19 protein-coding genes and 1 pseudogene are annotated in these 19936 nt (G+C 29.7%); 10 read left to right on the top strand and 10 right to left on the bottom strand.

What is annotated here, in order from left to right; all coding sequences use genetic code 11:
- The first annotated feature begins 451 nt into the window (after nucleotides 1–451).
- From msr(A) to HMPREF3058_RS00045, 3 genes are all read left to right on the top strand, one after another.
- Complete coding sequence (gene msr(A) / locus HMPREF3058_RS00035) at nucleotides 452–1918, top strand: ABC-F type ribosomal protection protein Msr(A) (protein ID WP_070730996.1); 1467 nt, start codon at nucleotides 452–454, stop codon at nucleotides 1916–1918.
- Nucleotides 1919–2016: 98 nt separating this feature from the next.
- Nucleotides 2017–2916, top strand: coding sequence for an Mph(C) family macrolide 2'-phosphotransferase (locus HMPREF3058_RS00040; protein WP_000196697.1), 900 nt, complete (start codon nucleotides 2017–2019; stop codon nucleotides 2914–2916).
- Between the two features lie 485 nt (nucleotides 2917–3401).
- Complete coding sequence (locus HMPREF3058_RS00045) at nucleotides 3402–4010, top strand: recombinase family protein (protein ID WP_000583527.1); 609 nt, start codon at nucleotides 3402–3404, stop codon at nucleotides 4008–4010.
- A 209-nt stretch (nucleotides 4011–4219) separates the two neighbouring features.
- Here the strand turns inward: HMPREF3058_RS00045 and qacR are convergent, their stop codons facing one another.
- Nucleotides 4220–4786 carry a multidrug-binding transcriptional regulator QacR gene (gene qacR / locus HMPREF3058_RS00050; protein ID WP_001832666.1) on the bottom strand — a complete coding sequence of 189 codons (567 nt, stop codon included), beginning with the start codon at nucleotides 4784–4786 and terminating at the stop codon, nucleotides 4220–4222.
- 177 nt (nucleotides 4787–4963) lie between these two features.
- Between qacR and qac the strand changes: the two genes are divergently transcribed.
- The 3 genes and pseudogenes from qac to HMPREF3058_RS12470 all read left to right on the top strand — a co-directional run.
- Nucleotides 4964–6508: a QacA/B family quaternary ammonium compound efflux MFS transporter gene (gene qac / locus HMPREF3058_RS00055; RefSeq protein WP_002449598.1), complete on the top strand. Its 1545-nt coding sequence runs from the start codon at nucleotides 4964–4966 to the stop codon at nucleotides 6506–6508.
- 204 nt (nucleotides 6509–6712) lie between these two features.
- Nucleotides 6713–7273, top strand: coding sequence for a hypothetical protein (locus tag HMPREF3058_RS00060; protein WP_001077893.1), 561 nt, complete (start codon nucleotides 6713–6715; stop codon nucleotides 7271–7273).
- 63 nt (nucleotides 7274–7336) lie between these two features.
- Nucleotides 7337–7471, top strand: a pseudogene (locus tag HMPREF3058_RS12470) (HAD hydrolase family protein); the annotation flags it as partial.
- Between the two features lie 124 nt (nucleotides 7472–7595).
- Here HMPREF3058_RS12470 and HMPREF3058_RS00065 read toward each other — a convergent pair.
- Complete coding sequence (locus tag HMPREF3058_RS00065; protein ID WP_002500633.1) at nucleotides 7596–8309, bottom strand: DUF536 domain-containing protein; 714 nt, start codon at nucleotides 8307–8309, stop codon at nucleotides 7596–7598.
- Nucleotides 8310–8694: 385 nt separating this feature from the next.
- Between HMPREF3058_RS00065 and HMPREF3058_RS00070 the strand changes: the two genes are divergently transcribed.
- From HMPREF3058_RS00070 to HMPREF3058_RS00075, 3 genes are all read left to right on the top strand, one after another.
- Entirely contained in the window at nucleotides 8695–9648 is a 954-nt protein-coding gene (locus HMPREF3058_RS00070; protein WP_002500634.1) for a replication initiator protein A, read from the top strand.
- A 1804-nt stretch (nucleotides 9649–11452) separates the two neighbouring features.
- Complete coding sequence (locus tag HMPREF3058_RS11460) at nucleotides 11453–11548, top strand: type I toxin-antitoxin system Fst family toxin (protein WP_000493115.1); 96 nt, start codon at nucleotides 11453–11455, stop codon at nucleotides 11546–11548.
- 249 nt (nucleotides 11549–11797) lie between these two features.
- Nucleotides 11798–12346, top strand: coding sequence for a hypothetical protein (locus HMPREF3058_RS00075; RefSeq protein ID WP_002441962.1), 549 nt, complete (start codon nucleotides 11798–11800; stop codon nucleotides 12344–12346).
- A gap of 76 nt (nucleotides 12347–12422) precedes the next feature.
- Here HMPREF3058_RS00075 and HMPREF3058_RS00080 read toward each other — a convergent pair whose 3' ends face one another.
- The 5 genes from HMPREF3058_RS00080 to HMPREF3058_RS00100 form a co-directional block, all read right to left on the bottom strand.
- Complete coding sequence (locus tag HMPREF3058_RS00080; protein WP_001831394.1) at nucleotides 12423–12950, bottom strand: GNAT family N-acetyltransferase; 528 nt, start codon at nucleotides 12948–12950, stop codon at nucleotides 12423–12425.
- Between the two features lie 192 nt (nucleotides 12951–13142).
- Entirely contained in the window at nucleotides 13143–13799 is a 657-nt protein-coding gene (locus HMPREF3058_RS00085; RefSeq protein ID WP_001831384.1) for a hypothetical protein, read from the bottom strand.
- Nucleotides 13800–13862: 63 nt separating this feature from the next.
- Entirely contained in the window at nucleotides 13863–14072 is a 210-nt protein-coding gene (copZ, locus tag HMPREF3058_RS00090) for a copper chaperone CopZ (RefSeq protein ID WP_001831373.1), read from the bottom strand.
- A 33-nt stretch (nucleotides 14073–14105) separates the two neighbouring features.
- Nucleotides 14106–16493 carry a heavy metal translocating P-type ATPase gene (locus HMPREF3058_RS00095; protein ID WP_001832797.1) on the bottom strand — a complete coding sequence of 796 codons (2388 nt, stop codon included), beginning with the start codon at nucleotides 16491–16493 and terminating at the stop codon, nucleotides 14106–14108.
- A gap of 14 nt (nucleotides 16494–16507) precedes the next feature.
- The gene (locus HMPREF3058_RS00100; RefSeq protein WP_001831396.1) at nucleotides 16508–16783 is read right to left on the bottom strand and encodes a metal-sensing transcriptional repressor; all 276 of its coding nucleotides are present in this window, start codon (nucleotides 16781–16783) and stop codon (nucleotides 16508–16510) included.
- A gap of 174 nt (nucleotides 16784–16957) precedes the next feature.
- Here HMPREF3058_RS00100 and HMPREF3058_RS00105 point away from each other — a divergent pair, with 174 nt between their 5' ends.
- A complete protein-coding gene (locus tag HMPREF3058_RS00105) occupies nucleotides 16958–17233 on the top strand; it encodes a glutaredoxin family protein (RefSeq protein WP_001831374.1) in 276 nt (91 codons plus the stop codon).
- A 40-nt stretch (nucleotides 17234–17273) separates the two neighbouring features.
- Here the strand turns inward: HMPREF3058_RS00105 and HMPREF3058_RS00110 are convergent, their stop codons facing one another.
- From HMPREF3058_RS00110 to HMPREF3058_RS00120, 3 genes are all read right to left on the bottom strand, one after another.
- A complete protein-coding gene (locus HMPREF3058_RS00110) occupies nucleotides 17274–18215 on the bottom strand; it encodes a cation diffusion facilitator family transporter (protein WP_001831389.1) in 942 nt (313 codons plus the stop codon).
- A 362-nt stretch (nucleotides 18216–18577) separates the two neighbouring features.
- Nucleotides 18578–19063 carry a helix-turn-helix domain-containing protein gene (locus tag HMPREF3058_RS00115; RefSeq protein ID WP_002440848.1) on the bottom strand — a complete coding sequence of 162 codons (486 nt, stop codon included), beginning with the start codon at nucleotides 19061–19063 and terminating at the stop codon, nucleotides 18578–18580.
- A gap of 18 nt (nucleotides 19064–19081) precedes the next feature.
- Complete coding sequence (locus HMPREF3058_RS00120; RefSeq protein ID WP_002497232.1) at nucleotides 19082–19879, bottom strand: replication initiation protein; 798 nt, start codon at nucleotides 19877–19879, stop codon at nucleotides 19082–19084.
- Between the last annotated feature and the right edge of the window lie 57 nt (nucleotides 19880–19936).

Below are 19936 nucleotides of genomic sequence, written 5' to 3' on the forward strand. Positions count from 1 at the left end.
AATTATATTATAAATTCAACTTTGCAACAGAACCGTATTTTATGAGTACACTCTAAATTAAGGAGATGTATAATCAATCTAAAATTGTATTTTTATACTTTTGTTATATAATCTTTCTACTTAGAGATATATTGTAAAAAAACCAACAAAATGTTATATTAACATTACTATTTTATCGATGAAGGAGGATTAAAATGACAGCTTCTATGAGACTCAAATAAACCTTTTTGAATACAAAACTAAATTAATTCAAAAAGGCTTGTCCGCAATACACACTCATAGGATGACTTATGTCATTTTTTATCCTTCGATAGGAATAATAAACGCTTTCAAATACTAAAACATCATAATAAATTTTTAAGTGTTTGAAAGTGTAATGTGAATGAGACGGGAGTAGCCTGTCTCATTTTTTTGCGTACACGTCCTTTAAATATACAAGGAGTGTATAAATATGGAACAATATACAATTAAATTTAACCAAATCAATCATAAATTGACAGATTTACGATCACTTAACATCGGTCATCTTTACGCTTACCAATTTGAAAAAATAGCACTTATTGGGGGTAATGGTACTGGCAAAACCACATTACTAAATATGATTGCTCAAAAAACAAAACCAGAATCTGGAACAGTTGAAACGGTTGGCGAAATTCAATATTTTGAACAGCTAAACATGGATGAAGAAAATGATTTTAACACGTTAGACGGTAGTTTAATGAGTGAACTCCATATACCTATGCATACAACCGACAGTATGAGTGGTGGTGAAAAAGCAAAATATAAATTAGCTAATGTCATATCAAATTATAGTCCGATATTACTTTTAGATGAACCTACAAATCACTTGGATAAAATTGGTAAAGATTATCTGAAAAATATTTTAAAATATTACTATGGTACTTTAATTATAGTAAGTCATGATAGAGCACTTATAGACCAAATTGCTGACACAATTTGGGATATACAAGAAGATGGCACAATAAGAGTGTTTAAAGGTAATTACACACAGTATCAAAATCAATATGAACAAGAACAGTTAGAACAACAACGTCAATATGAACAGTATATAAGTGAAAAACAAAGATTGTCCCAAGCCAGTAAAGCTAAACGAAATCAAGCGCAACAAATGGCACAAGCATCATCAAAACAAAAAAACAAAAGTATAGCACCAGATCGTTTAAGTGCATCAAAACAAAAAGGCACGGTTGAGAAGGCTGCTCAAAAACAAGCTAAGCATATTGAAAAAAGAATGGAACATTTGGAAGAAGTTGAAAAACCACAAAGTTATCATGAATTCAATTTCCCACAAAATAAAATTTATGATATCCATAATAATTATCCAATCATTGCACAAAATCTAACATTGGTTAAAGGAAGTCAAAAACTGCTAACACAAGTACGATTCCAAATACCATATGGCAAAAATATAGCGCTCGTAGGTGCAAATGGTGTAGGTAAGACAACTTTACTTGAAGCTATTTACCACCAAATAGAGGGAATTGATTGTTCTCCTAAAGTGCAAATGGCATACTATCGTCAACTTGCTTATGAAGACATGCGTGACGTTTCATTATTGCAATATTTAATGGATGAAACGGATTCATCAGAATCATTCAGTAGAGCTATTTTAAATAACTTGGGTTTAAATGAAGCACTTGATCGTTCTTGTAATGTTTTGAGTGGTGGGGAAAGAACGAAATTATCGTTAGCAGTATTATTTTCAACGAAAGCGAATATGTTAATTTTGGATGAACCAACTAATTTTTTAGATATTAAAACATTAGAAGCATTAGAAATGTTTATGAATAAATATCCTGGAATCATTTTGTTTACATCACATGATACAAGGTTTGTTAAACATGTATCAGATAAAAAATGGGAATTAACAGGACAATCTATTCATGATATAACTTAAAAACTATACACTAATTTATATTGAATATTAGGTTCATTTATATCAATATAAAAAATACGTTCACAAGAAAAATATAATAGAAATAAGGATCCAATAAAATGACTCGACATAATGAAATTATTAAATGTGCAGAAAAATATCAATTACACATCCAACCTCAAACAATCTCATTGAATGAATCGGGACTTGATTTTCAAGTTGCATTTGGAAAAGATAAACATGGAGTAGAATGGGTTTTGAGACTACCAAGAAGACCTGACGTTTATAAACGAACAAAACCCGAAAAACAAACGGTAGACTTCTTACAGAAGAATGTTTCATTTGAAATACCGAAGTGGAAAGTACATGCAAAAGACCTTATTGCTTACCCAAAACTTACAGGTAAACCCGCAGCCACAATAGATCCAGAAATACAAAATTATGTATGGGAAATTGAACACAAACCATTACCAGAAAACTTTATTAACACATTAGCTGAAACACTCGTAGATTTACACAACATACCAGAAGAAAACATTAACGTTCAGCATATAAATATCAAAACCATACAAGAAATAAAAAATGACTTTCAAAGAAGAATGAATAAAGTTAAAGAAACTTATGGCGTATCAGATGAATTATGGAACAGATGGAAACAATGGTTAGAAAACGACGAACTATGGCCTCGACATGCGACCATGATACATGGGGACTTACATCCAGGACATATAATGGTAGATAACCAAGCAAACGTCACAGGTCTCATAGACTGGACTGAAGCAACCCACTCCGACCCATCAATGGACTTTATAGGACACCATCGTGTATTCGACGACGAAGGATTAGAGCAACTTATAACAGCATACGGTAAAGCTGGAGGTGAAATATGGCCACGAATGAAAGAGCATATAATAGAACTCAATGCAGTATTCCCAATGTTTATCGCTGAGTTTGCTATGGAATCAGGAGAATCGGCGTATGAAACGATGGCATTGAAAGAGTTAGGTATGAAAGAGTAGAACTTATATTAAAAGAGGCCCATTTTAAAGACGAAGGCAATCCTGATGAAATTTTAAAACTGCGTTTAATTAGTGATGGTCTTTGGTTTTCTATAATGTATTAAATATCTGGACATGGAACAAATGCAACAAATGGAAAGAATCGTTTTCGAAATTTCTAACTCCTTAAATCAGGAGGATAAATAAACGGTCATTTTCATTGAAAGCACTTATATAAATTTCATCAATTTTAATACCTACCGTAAATACATTTCATAAGTATTAAACAGATGATTAAAATTTTTAGTTAATTTAAATATTTATGATAGAGATGACCTTCAAATGAACGGTTCTGTTACAAAGAAAAAATCTATATTTATTTTTAGTAAGTTTTAATTATAGATATGTACACTTTGAGTACACCCTAATCATACAAAATAAGTTGTTGAAATTATCGCAATTAGAACGTATGATTAGGGTGTATATTAATTATGGAGTGAAGATGAATGATTATAGGTTATGCGAGAGTATCATCGATAGATCAAAATTTAGAAAGACAATTGGATAATTTAAAGACGTTTGGTGTGGAGAAAATCTTTACAGAGAAACAGTCGGGAAAGTCAGTGGAAAATAGACCTGTATTTCAAGAAGCACTCAATTTTGTCAGAATGGGAGATCGATTCGTTGTGGAATCTATTGATCGTTTGGGACGTGATTATGATGAAATTATTGAAACTGTGAGTTATTTAAAAGAGAAAGACGTTCAGTTAATGATTACCAGCTTACCTATGATGAATGAAGTGATTGGCAATCCATTACTGGATAAGTTTATGAAAGATTTAATCGTTCAAATTTTAGCAATGGTTTCAGAACAAGAGAGAAATGAAAGTAAACGTCGACAAGCGCAAGGAATTCAAGTTGCGAAGGAAAAAGGCGTATATAAAGGGCGCCCCTTACTTTATTCACCAAATGCCAAAGACCCACAGAAACGTATTATTTATCATCGCGTGGTGGAAATGTTAGAAGAAGGGAAAGCAATTAGTAAGATTGCGAAAGAAGTTAATATCACAAGACAGACAGTTTATAGAATTAAGCATGATAAGGGATCATCTTGATAAATGGGTCGTCAATGCAAATAAGAGGCTCTCACAGAGTCTCAAAACTCATATTATATTATTGAAATGATCTTTTAATAATTATACAAGAAAAAAGAGAGTGCGAATTCGCACTCTCTTTTTGTGTAGTAATACTATTTAAATTTTTTATCAATAATGAACGTAATTTAGAAATAATATTTATTGGTATTTCAAGAATATATATATAATTATTTACTAAGTCCATTTAAAAAAATTTGAGAGAACTTGTTCATAAGTTTAATTCTTTCATTAATATTTTGTTCATGTGTAAAGGTAACAATTCCATTAACAGCGTTTGCTGCTATTTTACTAACAGCATTAACATCATTAATACACCATTCGCCATTTAAATTACCCTCCTTAAAAATTACATGATAAGCATCTATATATTTGTTTTCTAATTTATTCATTTTTTCATTAATGCTATTAGTTTTATAATATTCAGTGCAAAATTCAATTATTGCGTTTTGAAGTGGATAATAGTATTCGGTTGTTAAAGATAGTTCATTATATAAATAAAATTTTTCTCTATTAGTTTTACATTTGATTTGTTCCTTTTTCCACTGTTCTTGCCATTTAGATTCTTCTATATTTAAAATTTCTAAAAATAGATTTTCTTTTGTTTTAAAGTGATAATAAAGATTCCCTTTACTACTTTCTGATAATTTAACAATTTCTCCAGTAGTAGTGGCATTATATCCATTTTTTATAAATAATTCCTTTGCGACACCTAGTATTTTATCTTTCAAGTTCATCACGCCTTTAATGAGTATTAAGTACTATCAATGATAGCACAAAAAATTCAAAGAATAATTGTATAACACAATACAGCCATTTAAATTTCGCAAGATTTTTTGTTGTAATATGTAAAAAAATAGATTATAATCCTTATAGACCGGTCGAACGGTCTATAAGGATTGGAGGGAACTTAAATGATTTCATTTTTTACAAAAACTACTGATATGATGACATCAAAAAAAAGATGGACTGCACTAGTAGTATTAGCTGTTAGTTTGTTTGTTGTTACAATGGATATGACAATATTAATTATGGCTTTACCGGAATTAGTAAGAGAGTTAGAGCCTTCTGGTACCCAACAGTTATGGATAGTTGATATATACTCTCTTGTTTTAGCTGGCTTTATAATTCCATTGAGTGCCTTTGCTGATAAATGGGGAAGAAAAAAAGCATTATTAACTGGATTTGCTTTATTTGGCCTCGTTTCATTAGCTATATTTTTCGCAGAAAGTGCAGAGTTCGTAATAGCTATTCGATTTTTACTTGGTATTGCAGGTGCTTTAATAATGCCAACTACTCTTTCAATGATAAGAGTAATTTTTGAAAACCCTAAAGAAAGGGCCACTGCATTAGCTGTATGGTCAATCGTTTCATCGATAGGTGCTGTTTTTGGACCAATTATCGGAGGAGCTTTACTTGAGCAATTTTCATGGCACTCGGCATTTTTAATTAATGTACCGTTTGTGATAATAGCAGTTGTAGCAGGTTTATTTTTATTACCAGAGTCTAAGTTATCAAAAGAAAAGTCTCACTCGTGGGATATTCCTTCTACAATTTTATCAATTGCAGGCATGATTGGACTGGTATGGAGTATCAAAGAATTTTCAAAAGAAGGACTAGCAGATATTATTCCATGGGTTGTAATAGTATTAGCAATTACCATGATAGTGATATTTGTTAAACGTAATTTATCAAGTTCTGATCCAATGTTAGACGTAAGACTTTTTAAAAAGAGATCATTTTCAGCTGGTACAATTGCTGCATTTATGACAATGTTTGCAATGACATCTGTTTTGTTATTAGCTTCACAATGGTTACAGGTTGTGGAAGAACTTTCTCCTTTTAAAGCTGGCTTATACCTATTACCTATGGCAATAGGAGATATGGTGTTTGCACCAATTGCACCCGGATTAGCGGCGCGATTTGGACCGAAAATAGTGTTACCTTCCGGAATTGGAATTGCAGCCATTGGCATGTTTATTATGTATTTCTTTGGTCATCCATTATCATATTCTACAATGGCTTTAGCATTAATTTTAGTTGGAGCTGGTACGGCTTCACTAGCAGTTGCATCTGCTCTAATAATGTTAGAAACACCTACATCAAAAGCAGGTAATGCAGCTGCTGTTGAAGAGTCTATGTATGACCTTGGAAATGTTTTTGGTGTAGCAGTACTTGGTAGCCTATCTTCTATGCTTTATCGTGTATTTTTAGATATTTCATCTTTTTCATCAAAAGGTATAGTTGGAGATTTAGCTCATGTAGCTGAAGAATCTGTAGTGGGCGCTGTCGAAGTAGCTAAAGCTACGGGGATAAAACAGCTTGCAAACGAGGCTGTAACATCATTTAATGATGCTTTTGTAGCAACTGCTTTAGTAGGTGGGATTATCATGATTATCATTTCAATAGTTGTCTATTTGTTAATTCCCAAATCACTTGATATAACTAAACAAAAATAGTACTAAACATATATTTTTAGATATTGTAGATTAGTTTATTTTTAAAATTAGTAATAGTTAAAAAGTAGAACCATTAATTTTAAATGGTTCTACTTTTTTATTATTAAGTAAAATTATAAAAGACAATTTCTTAAATTAATAATATGATATACCTATATCTAATAATTTATTAGTATTAATAAACCTTGAAAGGATGATTAACTGATGAATAGAGCAGATATTTTTAAAATATTTGATGTAGAACTTAATATAACTATATTTTTAGGAGCACTAGTAGCAACTTTCATCTATTTTATAAGTTACATGAACAATGTAAATGAATTAATTACATTATGCTTAACATTAGCTTTTCCTGCATATTTATTAAAAATTAGCAGATCGTTCGAGGTTATTTTATTAGAGGAAAAAATAAAAAATAGTAAAATCAAAATCTGTGACAAAGATAGAATTGAACGAGAGATACTGGTGAAAAAGAACCTAATAGATGAACTATTGTTTCCTAATAGAGTTATTAAAAAATATACACTGACAATTTTAATTTACAGTATAGGTATTATTATTCTTTTACTACTTTGTAATATGTTAAGTTATGGAATTGGTGAAAATGTCAATTTTATCTGGAGATTACTAGCTTGTTATGTAACGAGTGTCACAGTGATTATAGTTGCCTTGATTATAATGATAATGATATTTGATCTTATAATTGGATTACTATTAAATTTTCAAATATTTTTAAAAAATAAAAAGTATGATGACTTTTTATAATTATTCGATTTATATAATGAAAAATTAAATGATTAAACATAGAAACCTCAAAACAAACCATATTTAATAGAGTTTATGGCGCCTTATACAAATAAAGGCTATGCTGTTAAAGAATTATGTAGCTATCTTCAGATTAATATGGATGATGTTTATACTATTGGCGATAGAAAATTGATTTACCTATGTTTAATACCCTAGATAATTCTTCTGATAATTTAGTTTTTGTTAGAGTTTAACATAACTGATGATTATCAGAAGTTCCATCACTATAAAAGGTGTATCAAGGGTTTATAAACTCTTGATACACCTTTTATAGTCATTTTTAATTACCAAACAGTTTACTCCAAAAACTTTTTTTAGAATGATTTTCGTTTCTGATATCCTCTTTCTGCTCACCATCTATTTTATTACCTTGTTGCAGTTCACTATCTTGTTGCTTATCCTCATGTTTATCTTTACTTTCATCCCTAAAATGGGAAACCATTTTTTCTTTTTGACTATCTGAGTCATTATTTATAGAATCCATATTTTCCATTGTTTCTTGAACTTCAATGTCCTGCCTCTTATTAGCAGAATAATTGAGTTGCCTTTCTTCTTCTAACTCAGACTCCAACCTTTGTATTTTTTTGTTACTTTCTAATGCTAATACTTGTTGGTTTTCAAGTAATTTCGACCTTTCTTGTAATTCTTTTCTATAAAATTCTATTGTCGTTTCATGACGTTTTTCTTGTTTTTCAAGTTGTTTATTTAAAGTATCTATTTGCTTTTCGAGTAGTTCAATTATTTGAACATCATATTTAGATTCGTTTTTTTTATTATCTGTTTTAACTTTCTCTGAACTTACATTAGCACTTTCAAAGCCATATTTCTTTTTATTTCTGATTACTCTTTGAATGATTTTTTCTACATCAACATCATTTTTAATGAATGAAGTATTATCCTGTTTCACTGTTTCTATATTCAATCTTTTTATATTATTAAATACAGTCTGTTTACTAACTTCCAATTCTTCACTTATTTCTTTAACGCTCTTCATATCTTCAACCCTTTATAAATACTTTATCAACCCTTTATAAATAAATTTTATCATAAATACTTTTATAAAGGGATCTTAAGTATTCTTAAAAAACCTTTTATAAACATTTGATAATAATCTTATCAAGTGTTTATAAAAGGTTTTTAGTGGGATTATAATATCTTTTATATGTTCTTTTTTAATGATATAATGTCCATAATACGTTTTAGTCCCAACTACTGGTAATAGTTGGGACTGGGTAATAAAACGTTACAATACGTTAGCTATTTAATTTGATATATGTATTATATACAACAATATCTACAGTTTGCAAGTCAAAAAGTTATGTGGATTTGTAATGTTTTATTACCTCTATTCAAATTTAATTGGAAAGAGGTTTTTTATTATGTCTCGTAAAAATATTAAAAATCAAGCAAATCAAAACTTTTATATGCTACATAAAGCATTATTTGTTAATGAAAAATATAAAAAATTAAGTGATAGTGCCAAAGTTACTTATGCAATTCTCAACGATAGAGTTAGCTTGTCGATTAAAAATAATTGGGTCGATGATAATGGGGATATATATTTCATTTTTACAAATGAAAGTCTCCAGAATATATTAGATAAAAGCAAGAATACAATTACTAAAATTAAAAAAGAACTTCAAGCAGTAGGGTTACTTGAACAAATACGTACAGGATTTAATAAACCTAATAAATTATATTTGCATGATATAGAAACTAATATTAATGTAGAAAAAAGTATTCAATCCTCATCTATAACCTATAATGACAAGGACTCCCAAATTTTGGGACTCCAGAATCCCGAATTTTGGGACTCCAGATTCTCAAAATTTGGGAGTCCAGAATCCCAAATTTTAGACCCTAATGATACTGATTATAATGATACTGATTATATTAAGACTGAGAATAATGATACGGATGATTTGAATGATAATAAACTAACTTTTCCTAGTAATCATACAAATCATTCAAATCACGACAATTCAAACTTTAATAATGAGGCTTTAAAATTTCAATTACTCGAAGAACTACCGCAAAGTATTCAAAACTATCTAAGTAACTTTGAAGTAGCTGAAATTAAAATTATCAAAACTGTATTATTAAAAGCCAAAACATCTTTCAACAATGCGATTGATAGCTACTACTTGTTAGAAGATATGGAAATAGAAATACTTCATGTTCTTAAACGTTTCAAAGCTATGCTTATTCAAAAAAATGAAACCGTTGTATCAATGCAAGGATACTTAATGAAATCTCTTAAGTCTGAATTCGCTGAAATGCATACGCTTAATAAACGACGTGATCATTTACCCATCACTTCTTTATTTAATTAATAATGATTTATTTAGAGAGCATCTTTAAATAGATGTTCTCTTTTTTTATTAATCAAGTGGTTGCTAAAGCAACCACCTAGACCAAACGAAAGGTAAAGGAGGAGATAACAAAATAACATCAATACAATGTCACAATTTCACAACATAGCATGCTGCTATTAAAGAAAGGAGGAACTCTTATGCGTAATAAGAAAAAGATTAAGGTTACTTTGGCAATGATTAATGTTCTGTTAACTGCAGTCGAACTTTATCTTCAATGGCAATTAAGTAAATCTGAAAATGAACTGTAGTTAAGCAAGTAGGTGGGACTAAAACAGAAACGTTTTAGTCCTATTTTTTTCTATAAACGAGTATTCTTCGTTTAATAATGGCTCAAACATGTCGCATAAAATGAAAAACAAATAATCATTTAGTGTTGTTTTAACTTTTAAAAATGTAAAAGTGTTAACCGTGTTTATATTTTTTATCAATCCTTTGTAGTTATAAAAGTGACTTAGTAAAATCGTTTTTGCTATTTATTTTGTTAATGAACGGAAATAAATGGTCGCATTTATCGTTCAAAAAAATCAAAATGTGGATTCAATATAGGTAAAAAATAAGTCGTTAATGTTCAAGAAACGGACCGAATAAAATTTTAAATTTGAACTTTTCTATCCTAAACTAAGTAAAGATATTTACTTAGTTTTCTCTTTTTTTATCTCCAATCATTTTACTAACAATACTCATTTTGAAAATAAAAATAAGAACTTAAAGTAAAAAAATGAAGAAAAGAATAGCCTCTTTTGTCTCCAAGTACGTTTTACTTTTGGAAATATTACAAAAAGTAGAGTCTGTTTTCGGAGTCTCAAGTATGAGCATAAGGAAATCCAGTACCACCTTTGGTGGTATTCAGCATAGCTGAAAGATTTACCTTTTATTCGTTCTGCTCAATTATTCACCATATATAGCTTAAAAGCTTTATATAAAGGTGATTATAAGCATTCTTAGGCATTTGACTAAAGAGGGTGATATCACATTTTATTGCAGACTCTTTACAATTGTTACAAGACCACTTTTAATTGTCAGAATACTCTACTTAACGTTGATTTGACGGGCTTTAAAATTTTTTAGACTCTCGAGAGTCTGATTTTTTTGATATCGAGACTCCATAGAGTCTGTTTTTTTGGACTTTTTTCGTATAAAAAATAAGACCACTTAAGTGTGATCTTATTTTAATTTTTAGGTTTGATTGATCAAATATTGATGTAACAAATGCGTCCTTTTGTACCTCATTTTGTATTTTGTTTTAGCTCTTTTTGACCATATTTCTGTTTAGATTTGGATGTTTTTATAATTTGTTTTTGAATAATAAGGCCTAAATAATTTCTTATTACTTTTATTTTATGTTCATTATAATGAATCATTTAGGGATATGTTTGAGATACTTTATTCAAAAAGTGATGAGTACAAAAATATTTTTATAGCAAAAATGTAAGTGTTTAATATAAAAAATATCACAAGAATTTATCAAACATGAGTAAGACATTTTTCATTTATTTATACTTTATAAGCAGTATGATAAATCATACAAGTGACCAATACGCGCTTTCTAAAAATCATAATTCGACTTAATTATGTACGCTAATATGACTTTGATTATGACTAAGTAGACTTAATAATAAAGGTAATTTGTTTTTTAATAGATAATACTTTTGACATAAGTTCACTTATCGGAAGTCATCTGTAACTCAATTATTAGAAATGGTATAATACAAAGGTCGTCGTTCACTTCTGTGCTGTATTTAGCATGGAAGGAGGTGACATCATGTTCAGTACACTATTTGTAACTATTATAGCTCCTATCGTAGTAGGAGTTATACTCACATTATTTTCTCATTGGCTGAATAATCGTGAGAAGTAATTTAGCGACGACATATAGCTAATACACCAAAAGAGCCCGATAACTATTCGCAGTAGTTATCGGGCTCGGTGTTTATCATGCTAGTACACTATTTGTTAAATTCAGTATATCACCAAGTGTAGATGAATGCAAAAATATAAGAAAAGTAAGTGCAATTCTATAATTAGAATTATTGATTTTCTTTGATACTATAAAATTGCTAACATTAAGGCTAATTAGTTGAATACAAAGACAAGATGGGAGTATTAAATGAAAAAGGTTAAATCATATTTAAAAAACATTCAAAACAACGAAGAGTATCAAAAAGATATAGAATTTCTTGAAAAGAAAAGTAATGGAAGGGAAGACAAAAAACTTATATTAGATATATGCTTTTTATCGACAATTCCCTTGATTTCAATTTATATTACATATTTTTTAAGTTTTTCCAATCCATTTGCAATTTTTATATTAATAATTATAGCTGTGCCAGTTTCTTATAAAATTGCTAAAATTCTATTGGATCATATGTACAAAGATGAGGATAGATTTCTAGCATTATATAGAAACTACGAAAAGGGAAAATTATTATTTCTTACTTTACCTATCATTGGACTCGTATCTATAATAGGAAGTTCATTTCTCTTCGATTATTTAATATTTAAACTGAATAATACGTCTGTAGAAATATTAGGGTCCACTCCTACTGTTGTATATCATATTATTATTTGTTTTATTCAGTCTATGTTCACGACTATGTTTTTAATAATATTTATTTATACTATTTTGGTTCTTATATATGGAAGGTTTACAAAATAAATGACTAGAGTACGCTCTAAATAAACAAAAATAGTCCTCTTATTAAAATAAGAGGACTATTTTTGTTTAAAATTATTCAAGACCATTCGCTTTCTAACATACTCATTTGCCATAAATTATAATATTCTCCATTTAATTTTCTAAAGTCTCTTTTTTCTCCTTCTTTTATAAATCCAATCTTTTTGTAACTTTTAATAGCTGATTTATTAAAGGCAAAAACACCTAATTCAATTCTGTGTAGTCCCAAATCTTCAAAAGCCTTTTTCAATAATTTCTTTATTATTTTAGGGCCTAATCCTTGGCCACGCATTTGCGGATCACCTACTAAAACTTTACTTAACGTGGCGGAACAATTTTTAAAATCTATATTATTTAAAGCAATATGACCTATAATTTTTTTTGAATTATTTTCTTCAATGATAACTTTATAAATTATTTTACTAGAATTTTCTTTATTTGTGTCTTTAATATATTCCTTTAATTGTTCTTCATCTAGGGGATAATTAAAATCTGTACCTGCCCATTTGACTAAAAGTTCAGGAGAGTTTATCCAGTTTATTAATAAATCAAAATCTTTCTCCTCAAAATATTCAAACTTAATCAATAAATTACTCCTTAAATAATAGGTTATTAACTATAAAAATTCAGTGAATGTTGCAATATAAACAACCACTACAATTTTTTGATACTTTCTTCATCAACTTTCTATCTTAAATTTTCGATTTTTTATAAAGCGTTTTGTATTATCTAAATAACTCTTTACAATTTACTGATTTTTAAGCTTTTGCTAATAGATTTATGCAACTTTAATATTATAAGTAAATCTATGCACTTCATCATTAAATTTAAATTCTGCCCAAATTTTATACATCCCTTTTTTAGGAAAATGAGCATAAAAGGTTGTAGAATCAGGTGATTCTGGGTGAACATGAATATAATCAGTTAATTGCTCATCAAATATAATCACATGTCCTAAAGCTCCTAAATAAGGTTGGGGAGTTAATTCTGTATTGAAAGTTAAAGGGACATGTTCATCTTCTTTAGCACTTATAGAATTTAAAGTTACATGAACTCCTTTGTTAACTTTTACCCAATTTTTATCAGAATTTAAAGATGTTGTAGAGGTTATTTTATCTCCAATTTGCAGTTCAATAGGATGAACGGAATACACATGGTTTTTTGGTGTAACATCAACAAAAGCCTGGTAAGTTCCTGGCTCTAATTGTTGGTTAATTATAAATAAACCTTCATGCTTTTTTTGAGGGTGTAGGTGGTAATATTTCTCCATGTCATTAGATACTAAAACGAAATGCATTTCTTTTTCATGCATAGTATCTAATAATGGGGCATTATTAAATTCATCTTCTAACGTAATTTCTATATTACCATCTCTATATACAACATTTGCTTTAATTTCGGGTTTGTTTGAATGATATTCATGATTATGATTCATATTTTTATCCTCCTTAATTTTTAATAAGGGCATATCATTAAACGATATGCCCAACTATTTAAATTATTTAATTACATCGTAACCTTGATCTTCAATAGCTTCTTTAAAGTCGTTGAAAGCTACTTGATTTTCATCAAATTCAACTTCCACATTCCCATTCGCCAAGCTTACTTCTGAAGATGTTACACCATCTAATCCATTTAATGCTTTTTCAATTGAATGCTTGCAATGGTCACAGCTCATACCTTCTACATTAATAACTTCGTTAGTCAATGTTGTCACCTCCTTTCAAGAAATATAAGATTCTTATAATTTCATACGTTTTAGACGTAAAGCGTTTGTGACAACACTTACAGAACTTAAAGCCATTGCTGCTCCCGCAACCCAAGGTGCTAGCAGACCAATTGCTGCTATAGGGATACCTGCAACATTGTAACCAAACGCCCAAAATAGATTTTGGCGAATATTACGAATTGTAGATTTACTTGCTTTTATTGCTTTTGGAATTAATAAAAGGTCTCCTCCTAAAATAGTTATATCAGCAGCTTCGATTGCAACTTCTGTACCTGTACCAATGGCAATACCAATATCTGCTTTAACTAGTGCTGGAGCATCATTGACACCATCTCCAACCATAGCTACTTTTTTACCTTCAGATTGAATTTCTGCTACTTTAGAAGCTTTTTCTTCTGGTAAAACCTCTGCAATAATCGTGTCTATACCAACTTGTTTTGCTATTGCTTGTGCGGTACGTTTGTTATCACCAGTTAACATAGCAACTTCAATACCTAATTCATGAAGTTTTTGAATAGCTTGTTGGGCAGTATCTTTAACTGTATCAGCTACAGCGACAACCCCTCTCAATTCGTTATCTACGCTTATAAGCATTGCAGTTTTTCCTTCTTTTTCAAATTGAGCGAGATTTGTTTCAGCTTCATTAGTTTGGATTCCTTTTTCACTCATTAGTTTTCGATTTCCGACAAAAAGTTCTTTACCATCAATTGTTGCATTTATACCGCGCCCTGGTATAGCTTCAAAATGGTCTACTTCTAAAAATTCTAATGATTTTTCTTTAGCATAACTTACGATAGCTTCAGCTAGTGGGTGTTCAGAACCTTTTTCTGCACTAGCTAACAATTGTAATGTTTGATCATCTCCACTAAAATCAGTGACTTCAGGTGTGCCATTTGTTATAGTGCCAGTTTTATCTAAAACAACTGTATTAATAGCGTGTGTACCTTCAATGTGTTCTCCACCTTTAAATAGAATGCCATTTTCAGCAGCTTTTCCGGTACCCACCATTATAGAAGTAGGCGTAGCTAAGCCTAACGCACAAGGACAAGCGATAACTAATACTGCTATTGCAGCAACTAAGGCTGGTTCAAATTGTCCCGGCTGAACTAATGAAATCCATATAATAAATGTGAAAATCGCGATACCTACAACGATAGGTACAAAATATCCAGAAATAATATCTGCTAGTCTTTGTATTGGCGCTTTAGAACCTTGCGCTTCTTCGACAACTTTAACAATGGAGGCAAGAGCTGTATCTTTACCAACTTTTGTTGCTTCAACAGTAATTGCTCCATTTTTATTCATTGTTGATCCTATAACATTATCATTTTGCATTTTTTCAACAGGAATAGATTCACCTGTCAACATTGACTCGTCAATTGAAGTCATACCTTTAATTATTTTGCCATCTACTGGTATTTTTTCTCCTGGTTTGATAACTAAATAGTCTCCTTCTTTTACCTCACTTAAAGGAACCATAGTCTCTTCACCGTTGCGTAATATACGTGCTTCTTTAGCTTGTAAATTCAACAATTTACTTAACGCATTTGTTGTTTGTGTTTTAGCACGTGCTTCTAAATACTTTCCGAAAAGAATTAAAGTAATTAATACAGCACTTGTTTCAAAATATAGGTGTGGCTCATAATTTGTATTAATTAACCACTTAATCGATTCATAAATACTATAAAAGAAGGCTGCGCTTGTACCTAAAGCGACAAGAACATCCATATTTGCTGACCCATTACGAAGGTTTTTATAAGCGCCTACATAAAATTGCCAACCAATAACAAATTGAACAGGCGTTGCTAATACAAATTGGAACCACGGGTTCATAAATATATGTGGTATTTGAATACCAAATAAATGAACGAACATTGTCATTAACAATGGAGCTGCTAAAACAGCTGAAACAACTAATTTAATTAACTGTCGTTTTAATTGTTTTTCTTTTTGGGAACTTTTTTCTGATGCTTCTTTTTTAGGTTGTGCCTCATACCCTAGGTTTTTAATACGTTGTTGAAATTCATCTACAGACGTCATATCAGGGTTGTATTCTACAGTAGCACTTTCTGTGGTTAAATTAACTGTAGCCTTATTTACACCTGAGATTCGATTTAAAACTTTTTCGATTTTATTCGAACAAGCTGCACACGTCATTCCCATTACATCGAGATCCACTTTTTCGGTTAAAACTCCATAACCTGTTTTTTGAATTGTATTTGCAATATCTTCTAATGATGTAACATTGGGGTTATATTCAATTGTAGCTTTCTCTGTAGAAGGATTTACATTAGCGTTAACTTCATCTAATTTATTTAGATTTTTTTCTACTTTATTCGAGCAAGCTGCACATGTCATGCCTGTGATACCTAATGAGGTTTTTTTAATATTTTCACTCAATTATTTCTTTCCTCCTATTTTGAAAATTGTTTTAATACAACCATCAATTCTTTGATACTTTCTTCTCCGTTGCCATTTTTAATACCTTCACTTACACAATTAGATATATGGTCTTCAGTTACTATAAAACCCACTTGTTTTAGGGCTGATTGTATTGCTGTTATTTGTACTAGTACATCTATACAATATCTATCTTCTGCTATCATTGATTGTAAACCGCGCATTTGTCCTTCTAATCTTTTGAGTCTATTGAGCAATGCGTCATTGTTTTTAACAGTAGTAGTGTTCAATTTCACCCCTCCTCATATACCCTAACGGGGTATCTCTTGTTGGAATCTATATTATACCCCTAGTAGGTATAAGTCAATACAAAAGTTTCATATAAAAAATTAATATTTATAGTTTGTTTTAAGAGGTACACTTGTATAAAATGTATGCTAAAACTTATATTAGGAGAGATATATTTGGATAAAAATATACAACTTGAGCTTTACACAAGACCTACATGCTCTGATTGCCAAGAATCAAAAAGGTATTTAAACTCTCAAGAGATTAGTTATAGTCATAAAGATGTAAGTCAAAATTTGGACTTAGAAGAAGAAATGAAAAAAATATCAGGCAACCGAATTGTTCCCTTATTTGTTTTTTATAAAAAAATTTTTTGGGGTAAAAAAAAGTTGTTTAAATATTACGTGGGATTTGAAAATAACAAAAAAGATATATTAAATATATTGGAATAATTAAATAAACAGCCATTATTAAAAAATAATGGCTGTTTATTTAATGATGATGTTGACTGTCTTCTTCTTTCACGATACAAAACAATTTTTCACTATGATTATTGTTAGAAGTTTCAGTCTGTATTGTGACATGTTGAATATTTTGATGATTGAGTTCATGTTCTATACGTTTAAGTAAAAACTCATTTTCAGTAATGGTCATTGTATCTTCTACAACAATATGACAAGATAACGCGTTTAATCCGCTAGTTACTGACCAAACATGAAAGTCATGAATATTTTTAACTTCTTTGAATTTTTTAATAGTTTTAATAATGTCTTTTGTATTTATATTGCTTGGTGCTCCCTCCATTAATACATGAAGACTTGATTTTGTTACATAAAAGCCGCTACGTAGTACTAAAATTGCTACAATCACACTTGCTAAAGGATCCGCCCACCCCCATCTAAAAAATATAATGAGAAGGGCTGCTATAACTGCACCTATAGATCCAAGCATGTCGCTTATTACATGCAAATATGCTCCACGCATATTTAAGTTTTCTTCTACATCGCTCCCACGCAGCATTATCCAAGCCACAATAATATTAATAAACAAGCCTACCAAGGCGATAATTAACATGCCTGTAGAAGCTACCTCAGGGGGGTTTTTAAATCTCTCAATAGCTTCATAAAAAATATAGATAGCTATTAACATCAAAGTAATACCATTAAGTACAGCTGCTAGTATTTCAAACCTTTTGTAGCCAAAAGTTTTATTTGTATTAGCTTGCTTCGCTCCTAAAGTAAATGCAATTAAAGCAATACCTAAAGAAATAGAATCACTTAACATATGACCAGCATCTGAAATTAACGCAAGACTGTTAGTAAAGAAACCACCTAACCCTTCTACAATCATGTAACTTGTAATAATAATAAAACTAATTAATAAAGTCTTTTTGTTCGCGCCATGTGTATGATTATGATTGTGATCGTTTTCCATTTAATCCCTCCTCTTTTTAATGATGAAAAATATTTTCTATAATTTGAATTTTTGTTTTTATAACTATAGAGTTAAAAAATATAAAATTTCAATTAATGTTTTGTTACTCGAAGAAAATCATACTAACTTATGAATATATGCTCATATATTCATAAGTTAGTATGATTTTTATCCTTTGTCAATATAGAAATGCTTTGTATTTTGTATATTAAATAAAAACCCTACTTTGCTTTGGACAGTAGTGGGATTTTTGCATATGATAAACCACACTTCACTTGCTAAATATTAACTATATTATAATTAACAAGTGATAATTTCTTTTTAGAGAAAATAATGTATTCACGCCTAAAGGCGTGAATACATTATTTTTTTTTGAATAGTTTAGAAAAGATAGATTGTTTTTGTTCATTTTTTTTTGATGCTTTTGTAGTAATGATATCTTCTTTTGAATCTATATTATCAGTTTCTATTTTTTTGGTATTACTTAATATATTTTGGCTATTTAAATTCAAAGATTGTTCTTGTTTTAATGCAATTGTTAAATCATCAATTTGTCGATTCTTTTGTCGAATTTCTGATTCTAAATGCTCTATGTATTTATCGATATAACTGCTATATTGGTTATTTAATGATTCTGTTTTGTTTGTCGATTTTTCATCAAATTTTGTCGATTCTTTTGTCGTTTTTTTATTTAAAATTGTTTTTAGATAATCTATTGTATTATCATCTATTAATGATTTGTTACCTACTTTGTTTACCTTCAAATTTGAAGGTAAACTTTTTAAATGATAATGAATTGTTTGTTTAGAGACATCTAAAAGTTCAGAAACTTCCTTTACAGTTTTCATCAAATAACTGGGTCTCCTTTACTTTTTCATTTTTTGTAAAAACGCTTGACGTTCTTCTTCTGTATACGCAGATGTCTTAGATGTGGTTGGTTGATAAGTGTTATTTTTTAACCATTGTGGCGTCATTTCACGGCTTATATATTGTTTTGGTTTGCCTGTACTTATCATATTAGATTGTCGTTTCGAATGAATACGTTTCTCAGGTTCAAAAGAAAATTCTAACCATTCAATCTTTCGTCCTTTTTTAGCTTTAATTTTATTAATATTGAGATTTTTAAATAAAAAGCCTAATTCTTTAATTATTGGTTTAAATACATACTTATCAATTTCACTCATTCGATAACTTTTCGGAATATCTAAACGTTCTCTGAAATCATTAATTTGAATTTTGAAATATCCTGTATGTTTATATTGCTTTAGTAATCTAAACATATTTTTTGCATAAGTTGATTTTAGTTGTGTCATTTCCTGTAGTTCAAATTTAGTGAAATCAGCAGTAATTGAATTGAGTATATGCTTCAAATCATTATTAACACTAATAGACAGGTATTGTTTTTTTATATCAACTTTATAAGAAGTGAACAATACAAATTTTTCAAATGATTGCTCGTTACGTTCTGTATAAGTTAAATGCAACATTTTATCGTATACATGTTCTAAATCTTTTATAAAACGCGCTTGTGATCGTGAGTAATAATTACTAAGATGTTTTAATTCATCAAAAGGTATTTCTAGTTTACGTGTGTCTTGTTCTTTAAGTTTATTACACAATGTAAAAAACGGTTCTGTTGCAAAGTAAAAAATATAGCTAATCACTAATATATCATGTCAGTGTTCGTTTAACTTGCTAGCATGATGCTAATTTCGTGGCAT

It is taken from the genome of Staphylococcus sp. HMSC068G11 (assembly GCF_001815825.1).
Classification (GTDB): domain Bacteria; phylum Bacillota; class Bacilli; order Staphylococcales; family Staphylococcaceae; genus Staphylococcus; species Staphylococcus epidermidis.

Coding starts and splice junctions, on each gene's coding strand:
- HMPREF3058_RS00040 (WP_000196697.1), top strand. CDS start 2,017: ATGACTCGACATAATGAAATTATTAAATGTGCAGAAAAATATCAATTA.
- HMPREF3058_RS00045 (WP_000583527.1), top strand. CDS start 3,402: ATGATTATAGGTTATGCGAGAGTATCATCGATAGATCAAAATTTAGAA.
- qacR (WP_001832666.1), bottom strand. CDS start 4,786: ATGAACTTGAAAGATAAAATACTAGGTGTCGCAAAGGAATTATTTATA.
- qac (WP_002449598.1), top strand. CDS start 4,964: ATGATTTCATTTTTTACAAAAACTACTGATATGATGACATCAAAAAAA.
- HMPREF3058_RS00060 (WP_001077893.1), top strand. CDS start 6,713: ATGAATAGAGCAGATATTTTTAAAATATTTGATGTAGAACTTAATATA.
- HMPREF3058_RS00065 (WP_002500633.1), bottom strand. CDS start 8,309: ATGAAGAGCGTTAAAGAAATAAGTGAAGAATTGGAAGTTAGTAAACAG.
- HMPREF3058_RS00070 (WP_002500634.1), top strand. CDS start 8,695: ATGTCTCGTAAAAATATTAAAAATCAAGCAAATCAAAACTTTTATATG.
- HMPREF3058_RS11460 (WP_000493115.1), top strand. CDS start 11,453: ATGTTCAGTACACTATTTGTAACTATTATAGCTCCTATCGTAGTAGGA.
- HMPREF3058_RS00075 (WP_002441962.1), top strand. CDS start 11,798: ATGAAAAAGGTTAAATCATATTTAAAAAACATTCAAAACAACGAAGAG.
- HMPREF3058_RS00085 (WP_001831384.1), bottom strand. CDS start 13,799: ATGAATCATAATCATGAATATCATTCAAACAAACCCGAAATTAAAGCA.
- HMPREF3058_RS00110 (WP_001831389.1), bottom strand. CDS start 18,215: ATGGAAAACGATCACAATCATAATCATACACATGGCGCGAACAAAAAG.
- HMPREF3058_RS00115 (WP_002440848.1), bottom strand. CDS start 19,063: ATGAAAACTGTAAAGGAAGTTTCTGAACTTTTAGATGTCTCTAAACAA.